At 57.9% G+C, this 17,066-nt stretch carries 12 protein-coding genes and 2 other RNA genes; 7 read left to right on the top strand and 7 right to left on the bottom strand.

Annotation, left to right across the window (positions count from 1 at the left end; all coding sequences use genetic code 11):
- The first annotated feature begins 26 nt into the window (after positions 1 to 26).
- Together RVY89_RS06075 and RVY89_RS06070 are read left to right on the top strand one after the other, a co-directional pair.
- A non-coding RNA gene (locus RVY89_RS06075) (RtT sRNA) lies at positions 27 to 157 on the top strand.
- 44 nt (positions 158 to 201) lie between these two features.
- A non-coding RNA gene (locus RVY89_RS06070) (RtT sRNA) lies at positions 202 to 332 on the top strand.
- 76 nt (positions 333 to 408) lie between these two features.
- On the opposite strand, the gene RVY89_RS06065 is transcribed toward RVY89_RS06070, so the two are convergent.
- Positions 409 to 852 (bottom strand): Lrp/AsnC family transcriptional regulator, encoded by a 444-nt coding sequence (locus RVY89_RS06065; RefSeq protein ID WP_371898589.1) that lies wholly within the window; start codon positions 850 to 852, stop codon positions 409 to 411.
- Positions 853 to 959: 107 nt separating this feature from the next.
- Here RVY89_RS06065 and RVY89_RS06060 point away from each other — a divergent pair, with 107 nt between their 5' ends.
- Positions 960 to 1,856 carry a DMT family transporter gene (locus tag RVY89_RS06060; RefSeq protein ID WP_484827903.1) on the top strand — a complete coding sequence of 299 codons (897 nt, stop codon included), beginning with the start codon at positions 960 to 962 and terminating at the stop codon, positions 1,854 to 1,856.
- Here the strand turns inward: RVY89_RS06060 and narI are convergent.
- The 5 genes from narI to RVY89_RS06035 all read right to left on the bottom strand — a co-directional run bounded on the left by narI (position 1,853) and on the right by RVY89_RS06035 (position 10,290).
- Entirely contained in the window at positions 1,853 to 2,530 is a 678-nt protein-coding gene (gene narI, locus RVY89_RS06055; protein WP_023312107.1) for a respiratory nitrate reductase subunit gamma, read from the bottom strand. The two genes, RVY89_RS06060 and narI, sit on opposite strands and share 4 nt — an antisense overlap.
- Entirely contained in the window at positions 2,530 to 3,240 is a 711-nt protein-coding gene (narJ, locus tag RVY89_RS06050) for a nitrate reductase molybdenum cofactor assembly chaperone (RefSeq protein WP_045908972.1), read from the bottom strand. The genes narI and narJ overlap by 1 nt, the downstream gene beginning before the upstream one ends.
- The gene (narH, locus tag RVY89_RS06045; RefSeq protein ID WP_111966460.1) at positions 3,237 to 4,772 is read right to left on the bottom strand and encodes a nitrate reductase subunit beta; all 1,536 of its coding nucleotides are present in this window, start codon (positions 4,770 to 4,772) and stop codon (positions 3,237 to 3,239) included. The genes narJ and narH overlap by 4 nt, the downstream gene beginning before the upstream one ends.
- Complete coding sequence (locus tag RVY89_RS06040) at positions 4,769 to 8,512, bottom strand: nitrate reductase subunit alpha (protein WP_484827199.1); 3,744 nt, start codon at positions 8,510 to 8,512, stop codon at positions 4,769 to 4,771. The genes narH and RVY89_RS06040 overlap by 4 nt, the downstream gene beginning before the upstream one ends.
- 380 nt (positions 8,513 to 8,892) lie before the next feature.
- Positions 8,893 to 10,290: a NarK family nitrate/nitrite MFS transporter gene (locus tag RVY89_RS06035; protein WP_196352995.1), complete on the bottom strand. Its 1,398-nt coding sequence runs from the start codon at positions 10,288 to 10,290 to the stop codon at positions 8,893 to 8,895.
- A 309-nt stretch (positions 10,291 to 10,599) separates the two neighbouring features.
- On the opposite strand from RVY89_RS06035, the gene narX reads away from it, so the two are divergent.
- Together narX and narL are read left to right on the top strand one after the other, a co-directional pair.
- On the top strand, positions 10,600 to 12,396 hold the full coding sequence (narX, locus tag RVY89_RS06030) for a nitrate/nitrite two-component system sensor histidine kinase NarX (RefSeq protein ID WP_484827198.1): 1,797 nt from the start codon (positions 10,600 to 10,602) through the stop codon (positions 12,394 to 12,396).
- Positions 12,389 to 13,039, top strand: a complete 651-nt coding sequence (narL, locus tag RVY89_RS06025; RefSeq protein ID WP_008499531.1) for a two-component system response regulator NarL — start codon at positions 12,389 to 12,391, stop codon at positions 13,037 to 13,039. The genes narX and narL overlap by 8 nt, the downstream gene beginning before the upstream one ends.
- Before the next feature lie 3 nt (positions 13,040 to 13,042).
- Here the strand turns inward: narL and RVY89_RS06020 are convergent, their stop codons facing one another.
- Positions 13,043 to 14,449, bottom strand: a complete 1,407-nt coding sequence (locus RVY89_RS06020) for a YchO/YchP family invasin (protein ID WP_484827197.1) — start codon at positions 14,447 to 14,449, stop codon at positions 13,043 to 13,045.
- Between the two features lie 177 nt (positions 14,450 to 14,626).
- On the opposite strand from RVY89_RS06020, the gene RVY89_RS06015 reads away from it, so the two are divergent.
- The gene (locus RVY89_RS06015) at positions 14,627 to 14,980 is read left to right on the top strand and encodes a DsrE/DsrF/TusD sulfur relay family protein (protein ID WP_484827196.1); all 354 of its coding nucleotides are present in this window, start codon (positions 14,627 to 14,629) and stop codon (positions 14,978 to 14,980) included.
- Between the two features lie 106 nt (positions 14,981 to 15,086).
- Positions 15,087 to 16,871, top strand: a complete 1,785-nt coding sequence (locus tag RVY89_RS06010; RefSeq protein WP_484827195.1) for a methyl-accepting chemotaxis protein — start codon at positions 15,087 to 15,089, stop codon at positions 16,869 to 16,871.
- Positions 16,872 to 17,066 lie beyond the last annotated feature (195 nt).

Raw genomic sequence — 17,066 nt, 5'->3', positions numbered from 1 at the left:
AACCTTCCGTTCGCACCAGGCATCATGAATTTCCGTAACGGGGAAGGATGAGAAGCTTCGACCAAGGTTCGATTCGAGCGCAGCGAGAAAGCGTTGCCGCAGGCAACGACCCGAAGGGCGAGGCGCAACGCGCCGAGTAATCCTTCCCCCACCACCATCACTTTCAACGATTCCAAACCTTCCGTTCGCACCAGGCATCATGAATTTCCGTAACGGGGAAGGATGAGAAGCTTCGACTAAGGTTCGATTCGAGCGCAGCGAGAAAGCGTTGCCGCAGGCAACGACCCGAAGGGCGAGGCGCAACGCGCCGAGTAATCCTTCCCCCACCACCATCACTTCTCCAATATAAAAAACCGAGTCCGCCTTTGTAGGCCGGGTAAGGCGCAGCCACCACCCGGCGACAGAAGCCTACATCGGCGGCAAACGGCGCTTCACCGGCGAACTCTTTACAATCGACGTATTACACTGGGCATGCTCCGCCAGGCCGTCCAGCAACGCATCCAGTTGCTCTATCGAGCGCACCACCAGCCTAATCACAAAGCAATCTTCCCCGGTGACTTTGTCGCTCTCAATACACTCCGGCATCGCCTGAATGTACTTATCCACCTTATGCAACAACCCAGGCAAAGGCCGCACGCGCACCAGCGCCTGAAGCGTATACCCCAGCGCCGCCAGATTCACACGCGCACCATAACCCTGAATCACACCGCGCTCTTCCAGCCTCTTCAGGCGTTCTGCCGTGCTGGGGGATGTCAGACCGATGCGTCCGCTGAGCACCTTCAAAGACATGCGCGCATCCTCAACGAGGCAGGCTAAAATTTGTCGGTCGATATCATCAAGAAGGCATTCCATTCTTTTCACCTAATTTTAAAAAGTCTTTCACCTCTTTAACCTTATATCACCCCTGTAATACCCGACAGCAATTTTCGACAATAGCGTCATCAATCAGGAGGTGGATGATGCGTGATTTACATAAAGGCGTCTGGCAAATGAGCCTGGCGATGTTAATTTCCGGCTCTATCGGCGCGTTTGTTTTGCTCTCCGGTCTACCGGTGACGGAAGTGGTGTTCTGGCGCTGTCTTATCGGAGCAGTGGCGCTTTTTATTTTTATCCGGGTAAATCAAAAGCCCTTTAGTCCCCTCACCCCCACCACGCTGCTGCTGGCTATTCTCGGCGGCGTGGCATTAGTGGTGAACTGGCTGCTGCTCTTCGCCGCCTATGAGCGGATCTCGATTGGCCTTTCGACCGTGGTCTATAACACCCAGCCGTTTATGCTGGTCCTGATGGGGATGTTTTTTGGTGAACGCGTCAGCCTCGTGAAATGGGGCTGGCTGTTCCTCGCCTTTGGCGGCGTGGTGATACTGCTCTCCAGCGAGCTGACCGGCGCGCATGGCGGTGAATGGCTCGCCGGAATCGGCCTGGCGATGGCCGCGGCTTTCTTCTACGCGGTCACGGCCATTATTGCCCGCAAACTCAGATCCGTTGCGCCGCAGCATATTGCCTTTATCCAGGTGCTGACGGGCGTCGTGATGCTTTTGCCGTTTGCCAGCATGCCGTCATTTTCCGGTGATTTCCCCTGGCCGATCCTGCTGACGCTGGGCATCGTCCATACCGGCATTATGTACCAGCTGCTCTACAGCGCAATTCAGAAGCTGCCGACGCCTATAACCGGCTCCCTGTCGTTTATCTATCCGGTGGTGGCGATCGTTGTCGATAATCTGGTATTTGGACACGCGCTGAACCTGACGCAGCTGGCGGGCGGCGCGCTGATTCTGTTTGCTGCCGCGGGCAATAACCTGGGCTGGGGCGAAAAAAAACCCCGCGAGTGCGGGGTTGGCATCAAAACGGCGAATTAGCGACGGGCGCGCACAATCTGGTATTTGCGCGTCAGGTACTCTACCGGCGCGCTCCAGATATGCACCAGACGAGAGAACGGGAACAGCACAAACAGCGTCATCCCCAGCACCAGGTGAACGCGGAAGATAAACGCCACGCCGTCCAGGTGCGCGGACGCTCCGCCGTGGAAGGTCACCACGGACTGCGCCCATCCGACCAGCTTCATCATTTCGCTCCCGTCCATATGCTGCGCCGAGAACGGAATGGTCAGCAGGCCCAGCGCGCACTGCACCATCAGCAGGGAGAGGATCAGGATATCCGCTGCGGTCGTGGTCGCACGCACGCGCGGGCTGAACAGGCGACGTTTCAGCAGCAGCAGGCCACCTACTAAGGTCATCACCCCGCAGGCACCGCCGGCGATCATCGCCATCTTCTGCTTCACCTCAATCGGTAGCCACGCTTCATACATCCAGTGCGGCGTCAGCATTCCGAGGAAGTGACCGGCAAAAATGCCCAGAATACCGATGTGGAACAGGTTAGAGCCCACATGCATCCCTTTACGATCCAGCATCTGGCTGGAGGCGGCACGCCAGGTGTACTGGCCGTAGTCGTAACGCAGCCAGCTTCCCACCAGGAACACGGTGCCCGCGATATACGGGTAAATGTCAAAGAAGAACATATTCAGGAAGTGCATTAGTGCCGTCCTCCGTTAGAGATATTCAAATATTGCGGGGCAACCGCGCCGGCAAAGCGACGCTGGTGAGCGGAGATTTCAGACTCGCCGCAGTTCTGGTCAGCAAAGAATTTCACCTGCTCTTCTTCCCAGACCGCATCCAGCGCTTGTGGCGTATCATCGCGGGCTTCATCCGCGATTTTCTCCGCCACTTTTTCACTGTCGACCGCGGCGTTAGCCAGCTTCACCAGCAGATCGAACAGCACCGCATAGCGGCTCTCCCGCTGCTGAAGACGCGCGCCGAGCAGCGCCAGGATCGGCGCGATGTCCTGCAGACCGCCCAGCGCCTCCTCTTTCGGCAGCTGCGCCAGATACTCCAGATAGAGCGGCAGATGGTCAGGCAGTTCGCGGCTGTCGAGCTGCAGGCCGTGCTGTTCGTACTGGGCCATCAGATCCACCATCGCCTGACCGCGGTCACGGGATTCACCGTGAACGTGTTCAAATAGCAGCAGGGACGTTGCACGTCCGCGGTCAAACAGCTGGCTGTAGTCCGCCTGCGCGTCCAGAAGGTCGCGCGCTAACAGGTCCCGGAGGAAAACGCCAAGCTTCTGGGCATCCTCTTTATCCAGGTTTTCAGAAGACGCGAGTGCATCAAAGAGTTCCTGCTGATGCTGCGCAAGCGCAGCATCCGGGTACTCGAGCAGACGCGAAACAATGACGAGTTCAATCATGAGTGCGGCTCCGTTTTACTGGTCACATCCATGGCGTCGATGCGGCGGCTGTTGAACAGGTTGAATTTGCTGTCTGACCCGTGGCAACCGTCGCCAAAGCTAAAACCACAGCCATTTTTTTCCGGGAAGGCTTCGCGGGCCAGTTCACGATGGCTGCTCGGCACCACGAAACGGTCTTCGTAGTTGGCAATCGCCAGATAGCGGTACATCTCCTGCGCCTGCGCTTCGGTCAGACCGACCTCTTCCAGCGCGCGGGTATCGGTTACGCCGTCCACGGTTTCGGCACGCTTGAAGTGACGCATCGCCAGCATACGCTTCAGCGCCAGCAGTACCGGCTGGGTGTCCCCTGCGGTCAGCAGGTTAGCCAGGTACTGAACCGGAATACGCAGGCTCTCCACGTCAGGCAGGATACCGTTGCTGCCCAGCTCACCCGCGTCAGCGGCAGACTGAATCGGCGACAGCGGCGGCACGTACCAGACCATCGGCAGCGTGCGGTATTCCGGATGCAGCGGCAGGGCCAGCTTCCAGTCCATCGCCATTTTGTACACCGGCGACTGCTGCGCGGCGTCAATCACGCTCTGCGGAATGCCGTCCTTCAGCGCCTGCTCAATCACCTTCGGATCGTTCGGATCGAGGAACACGTCCAGCTGACGCTGATACAGATCTTTCTCGTTCTCGGTGCTGGCGGCGTTTTCAATCGCGTCCGCGTCGTACAGCAGCACGCCGAGGTAGCGAATACGGCCTACGCAGCTTTCGGAACAGACGGTTGGCATCCCGGCTTCAATACGCGGGTAGCAGAAGATGCACTTCTCGGATTTGCCGCTCTTCCAGTTGAAGTAGATCTTTTTGTACGGGCAGCCGGTGATGCACATACGCCAGCCGCGGCACTTGTCCTGGTCGATCAGCACGATGCCGTCTTCTTCACGCTTGTAGATGGCGCCGCTCGGGCAGGTCGCCACGCACGCCGGGTTAAGGCAGTGCTCGCACAGGCGCGGCAGATACATCATGAAGGTATTTTCGAACTGGCCGTACATCGCCTTCTGCATGTTTTCGAAGTTCTGGTCTTTGGCGCGTTTCTCGAACTCGCCGCCCAGAATCTCTTCCCAGTTTGGACCGCTGGTAATTTTGTCCATGCGCTGACCGGTGATCAGCGAGCGAGGACGGGCGATCGGCTGGTGTTTACCTTCCGGCGCGTTGTGCAGGTTCTGGTAGTCGTAGTCAAACGGCTCGTAGTAATCGTCGATGCCCGGCAGGTGCGGGTTAGCGAAGATTTTTCCCAGAAGCCAAGCGCGGTTACCCATGCGCGGCTGCAGCTTGCCGTTGATTTTACGGATCCAGCCGCCCTTCCACTTCTCCTGGTTTTCCCAGTCGGTCGGGAAGCCGGTGCCCGGCTTGCTTTCGACGTTGTTGAACCAGGCGTACTCCATACCTTCACGGCTGGTCCAGACGTTTTTACAGGTGACCGAGCAGGTATGACAGCCGATGCATTTATCCAGATTCAGCACCATGCCGACTTGTGAACGAATTTTCATTTTACGCTCTCCTGTACCTGGTCATTACCTTCGCCGTCTAACCAGTTAATGTTCTTCATCTTACGTACCACCACGAACTCATCGCGGTTCGATCCTACGGTGCCGTAGTAGTTAAAGCCGTAGGCCAGCTGCGCATAGCCACCGATCATGTGGGTCGGCTTCGGCGTAATGCGGGTCACGGAGTTGTGGATCCCGCCGCGCTGCTCGGTAATTTCTGACCCCGGCAGGTTAACGATACGTTCCTGCGCGTGATACATCATGGTCATCCCGGCCGGTACGCGCTGGCTCACCACCGCACGCGCCGTCAGGGCACCGTTGCTGTTGAACACTTCGATCCAGTCGTTATCTTCAATACCCAGATCTTTGGCGTCCGATTCGCTCATCCAGACAATCGGACCGCCGCGCGACAGGGTCAGCATCAGCAGGTTGTCGCTGTAGGTGGAGTGAATACCCCACTTCTGGTGCGGCGTCAGGAAGTTCAGCGCCTTCTCCGGGTTACCGTTCGATTTCGCGCCCATCACCGCTTTCACGGAGCGGGTGTCGATTGGCGGACGGTAAACCAGCAGGCTTTCACCGAAGTCGCGCATCCACTGGTGATCCTGATACAGCGACTGACGGCCTGACAGGGTGCGCCATGGGATCAGCTCGTGAACGTTGGTGTAGCCCGCGTTATAAGACACATGCTCGTCTTCCAGGCCTGACCAGGTCGGGCTGGAGATAATCTTGCGCGGCTGGGCCTGAATATCGCGGAAGCGGATTTTCTCTTCCTCTTTATTCGTCGCCAGGTGCGTATGGTCGCGACCGGTGAACTCGCTCAGTGCCGCCCAGGCTTTCACGGCAACGTGACCGTTGGTTTCCGGGGCCAGGGTCAGGATCATCTCTGCCGCATCAATCGCCGTGTTCAGCATTGGCTGGCCTTTCGCCGGGCCGTCCGCTTTGGTGTAGTTGAGCTTGCGCAGCAGATCCATTTCGCTCTGGGTGTTCCAGGCGATCCCCTTCCCGCCGTTACCGATTTTCTCCATCAGCGGGCCGATAGAGGTAAAGCGCTCGTAGGTTGCCGGGTAGTCGCGTTCAACCGGAATAATATGCGGTGCGGTCACGCCCGGGATCAGGTCGCATTCGCCTTTTTTCCAGTCCTTCACGTCCAGCGGCTGCGCCAGTTCAGCGGCGGAGTCGTGCTGGATTGGCAGCGTCACCACGTCGGTCTCTTTGCCCAGGTGCCCTACGCAGACTTCGGAGAACTTCTTCGCGATGTCTTTGTAAATATCCCAGTCGCTTTTCGATTCCCACGCCGGGTCAACGGCCGCAGACAGCGGATGAATAAACGGATGCATATCCGAGGTATTCATGTCGTCTTTTTCGTACCAGGTCGCGGTTGGCAGCACGATGTCGGAGTACAGGCAGGTGCTGGACAGACGGAAATCGAACGTCACCACTAGATCCAGCTTGCCGTCGAGACCGTTATCTTTCCACTCCACCTCTTCCGGCTTCACGCCGCCCTGCTTGCCGAGATCTTTCCCCTGGATACCGTTTTCGGTACCGAGCAGGTATTTCAGCATGTACTCGTGGCCTTTACCGGACGAGCCCAGCAGGTTGGAGCGCCAGATGAACAGGTTACGCGGGTGGTTTTTACCGTTTTCCGGCTGTTCCGCCGCGAAGCGGATTGAGCCATCCTTCAGGGATTTCACGGTGTAATCCACCGGTGACATGCCCGCTTTCTTCGCCGCTTCAGCAATGCGCAGCGGGTTCGTGCCCAGCTGCGGCGCCGACGGCAGCCAGCCCATGCGCTCGGCGCGCACGTTGAAGTCAATCAGGTGCCCACTGTAGCGGGATTTATCCGCCATCGGTGACAGCAGCTCCTGCGCGGTCACCGTTTCGTAGCGCCACTGGCTGGAGTGGTTATAGAAGTAAGAGGTACTGTTCATGTGGCGTGCCGGACGCTGCCAGTCGAGGGCAAACGCCAGCGGCTGCCAGCCGGTCTGCGGACGCAGTTTTTCCTGGCCCACGTAGTGCGCCCAGCCGCCGCCGCTCTGGCCTACGCAGCCGCAGAAGATCAGCATGTTGATCAGGCCACGGTAGTTCATATCGAGGTGATACCAGTGGTTCAGACCCGCACCGACGATGATCATGGAACGACCGTGCGTTTTGTCGGCGTTTTCCGCGAACTCACGTGCGATACGGGTAATGTGCGCGCGCGGTACGCCGGTGATCTGTTCCGCCCATGCCGGGGTGTAGGCTTTCACGTCGTCATAGCCGGTGGCGCAGTTTTCATCGCCCAGACCGCGTTCCAGGCCGTAGTTCGCCATGGTCAGGTCATAGACGGTGGTAACCAGCGCGGTAGAGCCGTCGGCCAGCTGCAGGCGTTTAACCGGCAGCTTGTGCATCAGTACGTTTTTCAGTTCAACCTTGTTGAAATGCTCGGAACCTTCGCCGCCGAAGTACGGGAACCCAACTTCAGCGATCTCGTCCTGGCTACCCAGCATGCTCAGGCGCAGCTCCGTCTCTTCGCCGGTAGTGCCGTTACGTTGCTCAAGGTTCCACTTGCCCTTCTCGCCCCAGCGGAAGCCGATAGAGCCGTTTGGCGCCACCAGCTCGCCGTTGCTGTTGTACGCAACGGTTTTCCATTCAGGGTTATTTTCCTGACCCAGCGAATCCACCAGATCGGCAGCACGCAGCGTACGGCCTGCGGCATAGTACCCGTCACGCTCTTCCAGCATGACCAGCATCGGCATGTCGGTATAGCGGCGGACGTAGTCGGTGAAGTACTGGCTTGGCTTATCCAGATGGAACTCACGCAGCATGACGTGGCCCATCGCCATCGCCATCGCGGCATCGGTACCCTGTTTAGGTGCCAGCCATAGATCGCACAGCTTGGCGATTTCCGCGTAGTCAGGGGTTACCGCCACGGTTTTGGTGCCTTTGTAACGGACTTCGGTAAAGAAGTGCGCGTCCGGCGTACGCGTCTGCGGCACGTTAGAGCCCCAGGCGATAATGTAGCTGGAGTTATACCAGTCCGCGGATTCCGGCACGTCGGTCTGCTCGCCCCAGGTCTGCGGAGACGCTGGCGGCAGGTCGCAGTACCAGTCGTAGAAGCTCAGGCAGGTACCGCCGATTAAGGAGAGATAGCGCGCGCCGGAGGCATAAGAGACCATCGACATCGCCGGGATCGGCGAGAAGCCCGCCACGCGGTCAGGACCGTAGGTTTTGACGGTGTAGACGTTGGAGGCGGCAATCAGCTCGTTCACCTCTTTCCATGAGGAACGCACAAAGCCGCCGCGGCCGCGAGCCTGCTTGAAGCTTTTCGCCTTATCAGCGTCTTCGATGATGGACGCCCAGGCATCCACCGGATCGCTGTGCTGCACTTTCGCTTCACGCCACATTTTCATCAGGCGCTTGCGCATCAGAGGGTATTTCAAACGGTTCGCGCTGTAGAGATACCAGGAGTAGCTGGCGCCACGCGGGCAGCCGCGCGGCTCGTGGTTTGGCATATCCGGGCGGGTGCGCGGGTAGTCGGTCTGCTGCATCTCCCAGGTCACCAGACCATTTTTAACGAAAATCTTCCAGCTGCATGAGCCAGTACAGTTCACGCCGTGGGTCGAACGGACGACTTTGTCATGCTGCCAGCGCTGACGGTAACCGTCTTCCCAGTCCCGGTTGGTATCCAGAACCTGGCCGTGCCCATCGGCAAAAGTTTCACCCTTCTGTTTGAAGTAGCGAAACCGGTCCAAAAATTTGCTCATCGGGTATCTCCTGTATGGAGCCTGTGGCTCTCTAAATCGACATTGCTGATTTGCAGCGAAGGTAACGCCCTGAAAGAGGGGGAGAATTGATAACGATCAAGACGACGAGGGACTTTCAGGCGAGGGGTTACACCGAATACCACCAAAGCGGTATCTTCTTAAAAACCATATCAATATGAAATATAAAGTTATTTTTATTTCATCGTACAAAAAGCCAGTCAGAATTTAACATCTCAGGTATTAAGGGGTAGAGCGCCCTGCAAAGCGATGGCGATCACAGTGTTACCTGCGGACTTTCTCTACGTGACCTTCAGTATGTTGTAACTATTTTTGACGCAAAAAAAACGCGGCCCGAAGGCCGCGTAAACGGATAATCATACTTACTTATTTTTCTTGGTATTACGGCCATATACCAGCCACGTAATCACGACGCAGGCGATATAGAAAACGAGGAAGACTTTCATGGCACCGGCCGGAGAGCCGGTCAGGTCGAGTGAAATACCGAACGCTTTCGGGATAAAGAAGCCGCCAATTGCGCCGATGGCGGAGATGAAGCCCAGCGCCGCTGCGGTATCCGTCGCCGCTTCGCGCATCGCCTGCTCTTCGCTACCGCCCTGCGCTTTTACGCGATCCATCGTCAGCTTACGGAAGATCACGGAGATCATCTGGAAGGTTGACGCGCTCCCCAGACCGGCCGTCAGGAACAGCACCATAAACACGCCGAAGAAGGCGATGAAGTTACCGCCCTGTCCGTCGGCCGGCAGCGTGAGGAACAGCAGCGCGCAGAATACCGCCATCACGACGAAGTTAACCAGCGTCACGCGGGTACCGCCCAGACGGTCAGACACCATGCCGCCCAGCGAGCGAGCAAGAGCACCAATAAACGGGCCGAAGAAGGCGAATTGCAGGATCTGCACGTCCGGGAACTGCGTTTTCGACAGCATCGCGAAGCCCGCAGAGAAACCAATAAACGAACCGAAGGTGGCCAGATACAGCAGCGCCATCACCCAGAGGTGTCCACGCTTCAGCACCGGCAGCTGTTCGCTCAGCGACGCCTTCGACGCGGACAGGTCATTCATAAAGAACCAGGCTGCAAGGGTGAAGACCACCAGGAAAGGTACCCAGATCCAGGCGGCGTTCTGCAGATAGAGGGAAGAACCATCCGCCTGCTCAACGCCAGCGCCGCCAAAGGCTGCAAAAATGGAGACCGAAATCGCCAGCGGAGCAATCAGCTGCATCACGCTCACGCCCATATTCCCCAGACCGCCGTTAATGCCCAGCGCGCCGCCCTGCTTCGCTTTCGGGAAGAAGAAGCTGATGTTGGCCATGCTGGAGGCGAAGTTCGCGCCCGCAAAACCGCACAGCAGGGAGATAATCACGAATACACTAAACGGCGTAGAGGTATCCTGCACCGCGAAGCCGAGCCAGACGCAGGGAACAATCATGATGCCCGTACTGAACGCCGTCCAGCGACGTCCGCCAAAAACCGGCACCATAAACGCGTAAGGGACGCGCAGCAGCGCGCCCGACAGTGACGGCAGCGCGGTTAGCATGAACAGCTGATCGGTCGTAAACGTAAAACCCACTTTCGGCAGGTTGACCGCCACCGCGCTAAACAACATCCATACGCAAAACGCTAATAACAAACAGGGCACGGAAATCCATAGATTCCGGCTTGCTACACGATGGCCGCGCTGTTGCCAGAACGCCGGATCCTCTGGACGCCAGTCTGTAATAACGGCACCATTTTCCCTTTCGGGAGCGGATGAGTGACTCATAGACACCTCTGATTCTCGAATGATGCTGCAAACATTAGGGTTTTAGGGCGGCGGTAAGTTGATATAAATCAAAGGAAAAGTGGGAGGATTTGCGGCGCAAAATAAGGCCTCACCCTTAGTGAGTAGGCTAATTCGGTAAAAAAGACGTGGTTTTTCACGGTGCTGACGGTTCCTGGCTACCCCCACCTCCTTCCCCCTACTCCGTTGGCAATTTAGGGGTAATCCTTTATTGGTATGGGTATACTCCAGGGTATGCACCAGAATAGCGCCATTCCTGCAAGCAGGCCACGTCAGGAGCACGCCACCTCTATGTTAAAAAGATGTTTATCTCCGCTGACGCTCGTGAATCAGCTCGCTCTGATCGTTTTGCTGTCCACTGCCATCGGCGTGACCGGCATGGCGATCTCCGGCTGGCTGGTACAGGGAGTACAGGGTAATGCGCATGCCATCAACGAGGCAGGCTCGCTGCGCATGCAGAGCTATCGCCTGCTGGCATCGGTTCCCCTGACGCAGGACGATCGGCCCCTGATTGATGAAATGGAGCGCACGGTTTTCAGCCCCGAACTGGAAAACGCCGCCATCCGCGCCGGTCAGCAATCCCAGCTTAACGCCCTTCAGGGCTACTGGCACGCCCAGCTGCAGCCAGGGCTGAAACAGGCGCGCAGCACGGAAACCGTCGCACAGGACGTGGCGGCGTTCGTCTCACGCATTGATGCGCTGGTCTCCTCCTTCGACCAAACCACCGAATTACGCATCGACCGGGTGGTGATGGTGCACCGGGCCATGGCGCTGTTTATGGGTCTGCTGCTGATCTTCACCATCGTCTGGCTTCGCGCGCGGCTGCTGAACCCGTGGAAACAGCTGCTGGCAATGGCCCGCGCGGTCACCGCACGCGATTTTACCCAGCGCACGCACATCAGCGGGCGCAACGAGATGGCCATGCTCGGCCAGGCGCTTAATACCATGTCGGCAGAGCTCTCCGAGAGCTACGCGGTGCTTGAACAGCGCGTTCAGGAAAAAACGGCCGGGCTGGAGCAGAAAAACGAGATCCTCTCCTTCCTGTGGCAGGCCAACCGTCGTCTGCACATGCAGGTGCCGCTATGTGAACGTCTCTCGCCGGTGCTGAACGGTCTGCAAAATCTGACCCTGCTTCACGACCTAGAGCTGCGGGTCTACGATGTGGAAGACGAAGATAACCATCAGGAATTTACCTGCCAGTCGGATATGTCCTGCGATGACAAAGGCTGCCATCTTTGCCCTCGCGGCCTGCCGCCGCTGACGACCGGCGGCACCACCCTGAAGTGGCGTCTGACCGACAGCCACACCCAGTACGGTATTCTGCTGGCAACGCTGCCAGCCGGGCGTCACCTGAGCCACGACCAGCAGCAGCTGGTGGATACGCTGGTCGAACAGCTAACGGCCACGCTGGCGCTCGACAGGCATCAGGAAAAGCAACAGCAGCTGATCGTCATGGAAGAGCGCGCGACGATTGCCCGCGAGCTTCACGACTCTATCGCCCAGTCGCTGTCCTGTATGAAAATGCAGGTGAGCTGCCTGCAGATGCAGGATGCGGAGATGCCCGAAAGCAATAAGCAGCTGCTCAGCCAGATCCGCAACGAGCTGAACACCTCCTGGGTGCAGCTGCGCGAGCTGCTGACCACCTTCCGCCTGCAGCTGACCGAGCCGGGCCTGCGCCCGGCGCTGGAAGCCAGCTGTCGCGAATTTAGCGCCCGGCTGGGGTTCCCGGTGAAGCTGGATTACCAGCTGCCGCCGCGGTTTGTCCCCTCCCATCAGGCCATACATCTACTGCAGATCGCCCGCGAAGCGCTAAGCAACGTGCTTAAACACGCCGAAGCGACGGCGGTCACAGTCACCGTCAGCCAGCACGACAATCAGGTGAAACTGACGGTTCACGACAACGGCCGCGGCGTGCCGGAAAATGCCGAACGCACTAACCACTATGGTTTAATCATTATGCGAGACCGCGCCCAAAGCCTGCGCGGTGATTGCCAGGTTCGCCGGAGAGAAACGGGCGGCACGGAAGTTGTCGTCACCTTTATTCCCGAGAAACCGCTCACAACTGCTCAAGGAGAAACCCATGACTAATCAGGAACCGGCATCCATCCTGTTGATCGACGACCATCCGATGCTGCGTACTGGCGTGAAACAGCTGGTCAGCATGGCACCCGATATCACCGTGGTGGGCGAAGCCAGCAACGGCGAACAGGGCATTGAGCTTGCCGAATCCCTCGATCCCGATCTGATCCTGCTCGATCTGAATATGCCCGGCATGAACGGTCTGGAGACCCTCGACAAGCTGCGGGAAAAATCGCTTTCCGGCCGCATCGTCGTCTTTAGCGTGTCGAACCATGAAGAGGACGTGGTCACGGCGCTTAAGCGCGGCGCGGACGGCTATCTGCTGAAAGACATGGAGCCGGAAGATCTGCTTAAGGCGCTGCAGCAGGCGGCGGCTGGCGAGATGGTGCTCAGCGAAGCCTTAACGCCGGTCCTGGCCGCCAGCCTGCGGGCAAACCGCGCCACCTCTGACCGTGACGTCAGCCAGCTCACGCCGCGCGAGCGCGATATTCTCAAACTGATTGCCCAGGGTCTGCCGAACAAAATGATCGCCCGTCGTCTGGACATCACCGAAAGCACGGTGAAAGTGCACGTGAAGCATATGCTGAAGAAAATGAAGCTAAAATCCCGCGTTGAAGCCGCCGTGTGGGTGCATCAGGAACGCATTTTTTAAGGGCTACTCATCCGGCAGCAGCTTCCAGCGCGGATCGTCGTCAGGTAATGCGACCAGCGGCTGCACCACAGCAAGCGTGATCTCATTGGACGAGACGCGCTGGCCTTTCTCATCTTCTACCACAGCCGACAGGTGCCAGCGGTTTGTCGCGCCTTCACGGTCATCCCAGGCAGGCATAATCACACTCCAGCCGTCGGTGCTGTTGCTTTTCGCCGGTGACGTCAGGCTCAATGCCTGCGCATCCCCCTGCCAGTGGATCTGACGAATACCGTTCGTGCTGCGAACCTGAAGCTTCAGCATAACGGTCTCGCCTCCTTTCAGATCCCACGGCGGCGTTGCCAGCCAGACGGACAGCGTTTTGCGCTGGCGGAACTCCATCACCGGCAGGCCGTTGCGCTCCGGCGAATCATAGCGGCTTCCGCGCAGGGAGCGCGTGGCGGCGACCTCACCGGCGGAAAGCTGCTTCACCAGCGGCACGCCGAAGCGATAGTTGAGCTTCAGCCCGAGGTTATTCTGGCTCTCGCCACTTTCGCCCTGCTTGTGCCCGGCGGTCAAGGTGACCAGCGGAACGGGGGTATAGTTTAGCCCCAGATTCACGGCCACCGGATTGTGGTAGCCGGTTCCGCTGTTGAAGAGATCGACGTTATCGCCAAAGTATTGCTCGAAGCTAACGCTGGTATTCAGATGATGGAACCACGGCAGCCAGGCTTTAGCGGTGACGTCATATCCGCGCGCCATGCGCTGCTCCTGGACGTCGGAGCGCTCGCGCCAGCCGCTAAAGGGCTGATAATAGTTGGCTGAGAGGCGCAGATTTTCCCCCCACGCTTCCGCGCCCAGCCCGGCACGCTGCAGATTTTGATCCAGGAGATTATCGTAAAAGGTGTTGTAACCCAGCAGCCATTTCCCCGCCACCCAGCGCTGGCCTATACCGGCGTTACTGACCAGACCATCCGTTTGCTGGGTCAGGCCAAGCTGGCTCCAGCTCAGGTAACGGTTGTTATCGTTCCATGGAATAAACCAGCTCCCGCTACTGCCGTTAAATTTGCCATCGTTATCGACCAGTAAGTTCACGCTGGCGTTCCCCCAGGGCGAAAGCCAGGATTCAATCTGCTGGTTTACTTCGCCGCTTACCGCGTCGCGCACCTGACCAAAAGCAAACTGACGCGCCTGCTCGCCGGTCGTCAGGCCATTGTCGGTCATGCTGGCTTCACCAAAGGCTTTCGCCATTTCGGCCAGATGCTTCTCCCCCTCGCCCGTTGGCGCCGCCATGCCGAGGTCGGGCAGACTGTCCCCGTTATTATCAAAGGGGTGCTGGGCCTGATGCATAAAGGAATTCGGCGCACCGTGAACGGCTCCGGCCGACAGAAGGGAGAGTAATAACAGAAAACGAATGCGAGACGATACAGCCATCAACGTCGGATTTAGCGCCTGGATTTTTATAAAAGACTTCTTACCATAACGCTATTAAGAAAGAATTGCAGCCTTACGGGAAATTTCAGGAATATCCTGAAGTTTATTGACAGCAGCAGGCAGCGTAAACTCGGTAAACCCTATATTATTCGTGCCTTTATATGTAAAGGAGTCAACATGCAAAAGATTGTTATCGTCGCCAACGGTGCGGCCTACGGAAGTGAATCCCTTTTTAACAGCCTGCGCCTGGCCATTGCGCTGCGTGAAAAAGAGAGCGACATGGCGTTACGCCTCTTTTTAATGTCGGACGCGGTAACTGCGGGGCTGAAAGGTCAAAAACCGGCAGAGGGCTATAACATCCAGCAGATGCTGGAGATCCTCACCGCGCAAAACGTGCCGGTGAAGCTGTGCAAAACCTGCACCGACGGGCGCGGCATTACCGGACTGCCGCTGATTGATGGCGTTGAAATTGGTACGCTGGTTGAGCTGGCCGAGTGGACGCTGTCCGCTGATAAAGTATTAACTTTTTAATAATAAACCCGTAAAAATATTATTTTCTTATGGACGCGGTTTCAGCATCAAGTTTACCTGCGGGGTTGCCGATAGGCATGGAAACAACACAGCAGGTATTTCACTTATGTTCAGATCGATTCGTGCACGCGTCATCGCTGCGACGGCAGGCTGTCTGGTCGTCGCCCTTCTCCTCAACACCGTTATTAACTTCCAGGTCACCCGTCAGGATAACCAGCAGTCGCAGCGCGATATCCTGACCAGCACCAGCGCCAGCCATAACATGGCGATTGCCGACTGGGTCAAAAGCAAGATGACGGTGATTGCCTCTGCCCAGACCGTTGCGCTGAGTGACGATCCGGTTCCGGTGTTTAAACAGCTTGCGCAGGCGGGTGGGTTCACTAACGTTTATGTCGGCTACGCCAGCAAAACGGCGAAATTCTCTGAACCGGCGGGCGTTCCGGCTGATTATGACCCGACCATTCGCCCCTGGTATCAGCAGGTGGTCAGTACGGACGGTCCGGTCGTCACCGCGCCCTACGTTGATGCAGGTACCGGTAAACTGGTGGTGACCTTCGCCGTGCCGGTGAAAGAGAATGGCACCCTGAAAGCGGTGGTGGCTGGCGATGTGGCCATGGACAGCGTGGTGGCGAACGTTCGCGGGATCCATCCAACCCCGTCCAGCAGCGGGTTGCTTCTGAACAGTGACGGCAGCGTAATTGCCGCTAACGATCCGGCTCTGACGCTTAAACCGTTCGCTGAGACCATCAAAGGCATCGATTTTGCCGCGCTGAAAAGCGGTAACCTTGTCAACGGCACGCTTAACGACGCGGAAAAAACCTTCGTGGCAACAGCCGTGCCGGGCACAAACTGGCTGTTAGTCGTCGCGCTCGACAACGGTGATGCCACCTCCGGCATGCGTTCCATGCTCAAGGCATCAGCGATTTCGCTGGTGATCCTGGCGCTGCTGAGCGCGGCCATTGTTCACTTCCTGATTGCCCGTCTGCTGAAGCGCCTGTCTGACATTCGCGACGCGATGCACAACATTGCCAACGGGACTAACGATCTGTCGCAGCGTCTGCCGGACAGCGGCGAGGACGAGGTGGCGCAGATTGCTCAGGCCTTTAACGCCTTCAGCGATAAGCTGTCGGTGGTGATGGTACAGCTCCGTGATGCCAGCGAGTCGGTGAAAAACGCCGCCCAGGAGATTGCCGCGGGTAACCAGGATCTTTCCGGACGTACCGAGCAGGCGGCATCCAGCCTGCGCGAGACGGCCAGCGCCGTGGAGCAGATCACCGCCTCCGTGACGCAGTCGAACGAGTCGGCGGCAGAAGCAAACGATCAGGCGAGCAAGGCCTCTGCGGCCGCTGCGCGCGGCGGCGAGGTAGTCTCCCAGGCGATCAGCACCATGCAGTCCATTGAAGTCGCGTCGGCAAAAATTGGCGATATCACCAGCGTGATTGACGGCATTGCTTTCCAGACCAACATTCTGGCGCTGAACGCTTCCGTCGAGGCGGCGCGTGCCGGCGAGCAGGGCCGCGGGTTTGCAGTCGTAGCAGGCGAAGTGCGTAACCTGGCGAGCCGAAGCGCTCAGGCGGCGAAAGAGATCAAATCCCTGATCGATTCCACCACCGACAGCGTGGCAACCGGCTCCCGCTACGTGCATCTGGCCGGGGAAAGCATGGACGAGATCCGCTCCAGCATCGGCAGCGTCTCCGGCATCATGCGCGAAATCTCCATCGCCACCAGCGAGCAGATGAAAGGTATTCACGAGATCAACCACGCGGTGACCCATCTCGACCGCATGGTTCAGCAGAATGCCGAGCTGGTCGTGCAATCCGCCGCCGCTGCGGGCGCCCTGCAGAGCCAGGCGGGCGACCTTGCTGAAACAGCCGGCCATTTCCGCATTTAATTTTATTCCGGCGCGGGTTTATGGGTAAAACCCGCGCCAGCTGAATGCTTTCAGGAATTTTGTCATTTTTGTTTAAACGTTATGCCATTTTTTGATCAAAATCAGCATCCCACCCCCTTCCCTTTGGTGTTATGCCATGAGTGAATTGTGAACAACATCACGCTCGGATATGGCTGCAGGAAGAGCGTTGCTTAA

The sequence above is a fragment of the Enterobacter sp. 3U4 genome (assembly GCF_057224565.1).
The sequence above is the reverse complement of the archived record's forward strand: the minus strand, read 5'-3'. Positions and strand labels throughout refer to the sequence as shown.

Coding starts and splice junctions, on each gene's coding strand:
- RVY89_RS06065 (WP_371898589.1), bottom strand. CDS start 852: ATGGAATGCCTTCTTGATGATATCGACCGACAAATTTTAGCCTGCCTC.
- RVY89_RS06060 (WP_484827903.1), top strand. CDS start 960: ATGCGTGATTTACATAAAGGCGTCTGGCAAATGAGCCTGGCGATGTTA.
- narI (WP_023312107.1), bottom strand. CDS start 2,530: ATGCACTTCCTGAATATGTTCTTCTTTGACATTTACCCGTATATCGCG.
- narJ (WP_045908972.1), bottom strand. CDS start 3,240: ATGATTGAACTCGTCATTGTTTCGCGTCTGCTCGAGTACCCGGATGCT.
- narH (WP_111966460.1), bottom strand. CDS start 4,772: ATGAAAATTCGTTCACAAGTCGGCATGGTGCTGAATCTGGATAAATGC.
- RVY89_RS06040 (WP_484827199.1), bottom strand. CDS start 8,512: ATGAGCAAATTTTTGGACCGGTTTCGCTACTTCAAACAGAAGGGTGAA.
- RVY89_RS06035 (WP_196352995.1), bottom strand. CDS start 10,290: ATGAGTCACTCATCCGCTCCCGAAAGGGAAAATGGTGCCGTTATTACA.
- narX (WP_484827198.1), top strand. CDS start 10,600: ATGTTAAAAAGATGTTTATCTCCGCTGACGCTCGTGAATCAGCTCGCT.
- narL (WP_008499531.1), top strand. CDS start 12,389: ATGACTAATCAGGAACCGGCATCCATCCTGTTGATCGACGACCATCCG.
- RVY89_RS06020 (WP_484827197.1), bottom strand. CDS start 14,449: ATGGCTGTATCGTCTCGCATTCGTTTTCTGTTATTACTCTCCCTTCTG.
- RVY89_RS06015 (WP_484827196.1), top strand. CDS start 14,627: ATGCAAAAGATTGTTATCGTCGCCAACGGTGCGGCCTACGGAAGTGAA.
- RVY89_RS06010 (WP_484827195.1), top strand. CDS start 15,087: ATGTTCAGATCGATTCGTGCACGCGTCATCGCTGCGACGGCAGGCTGT.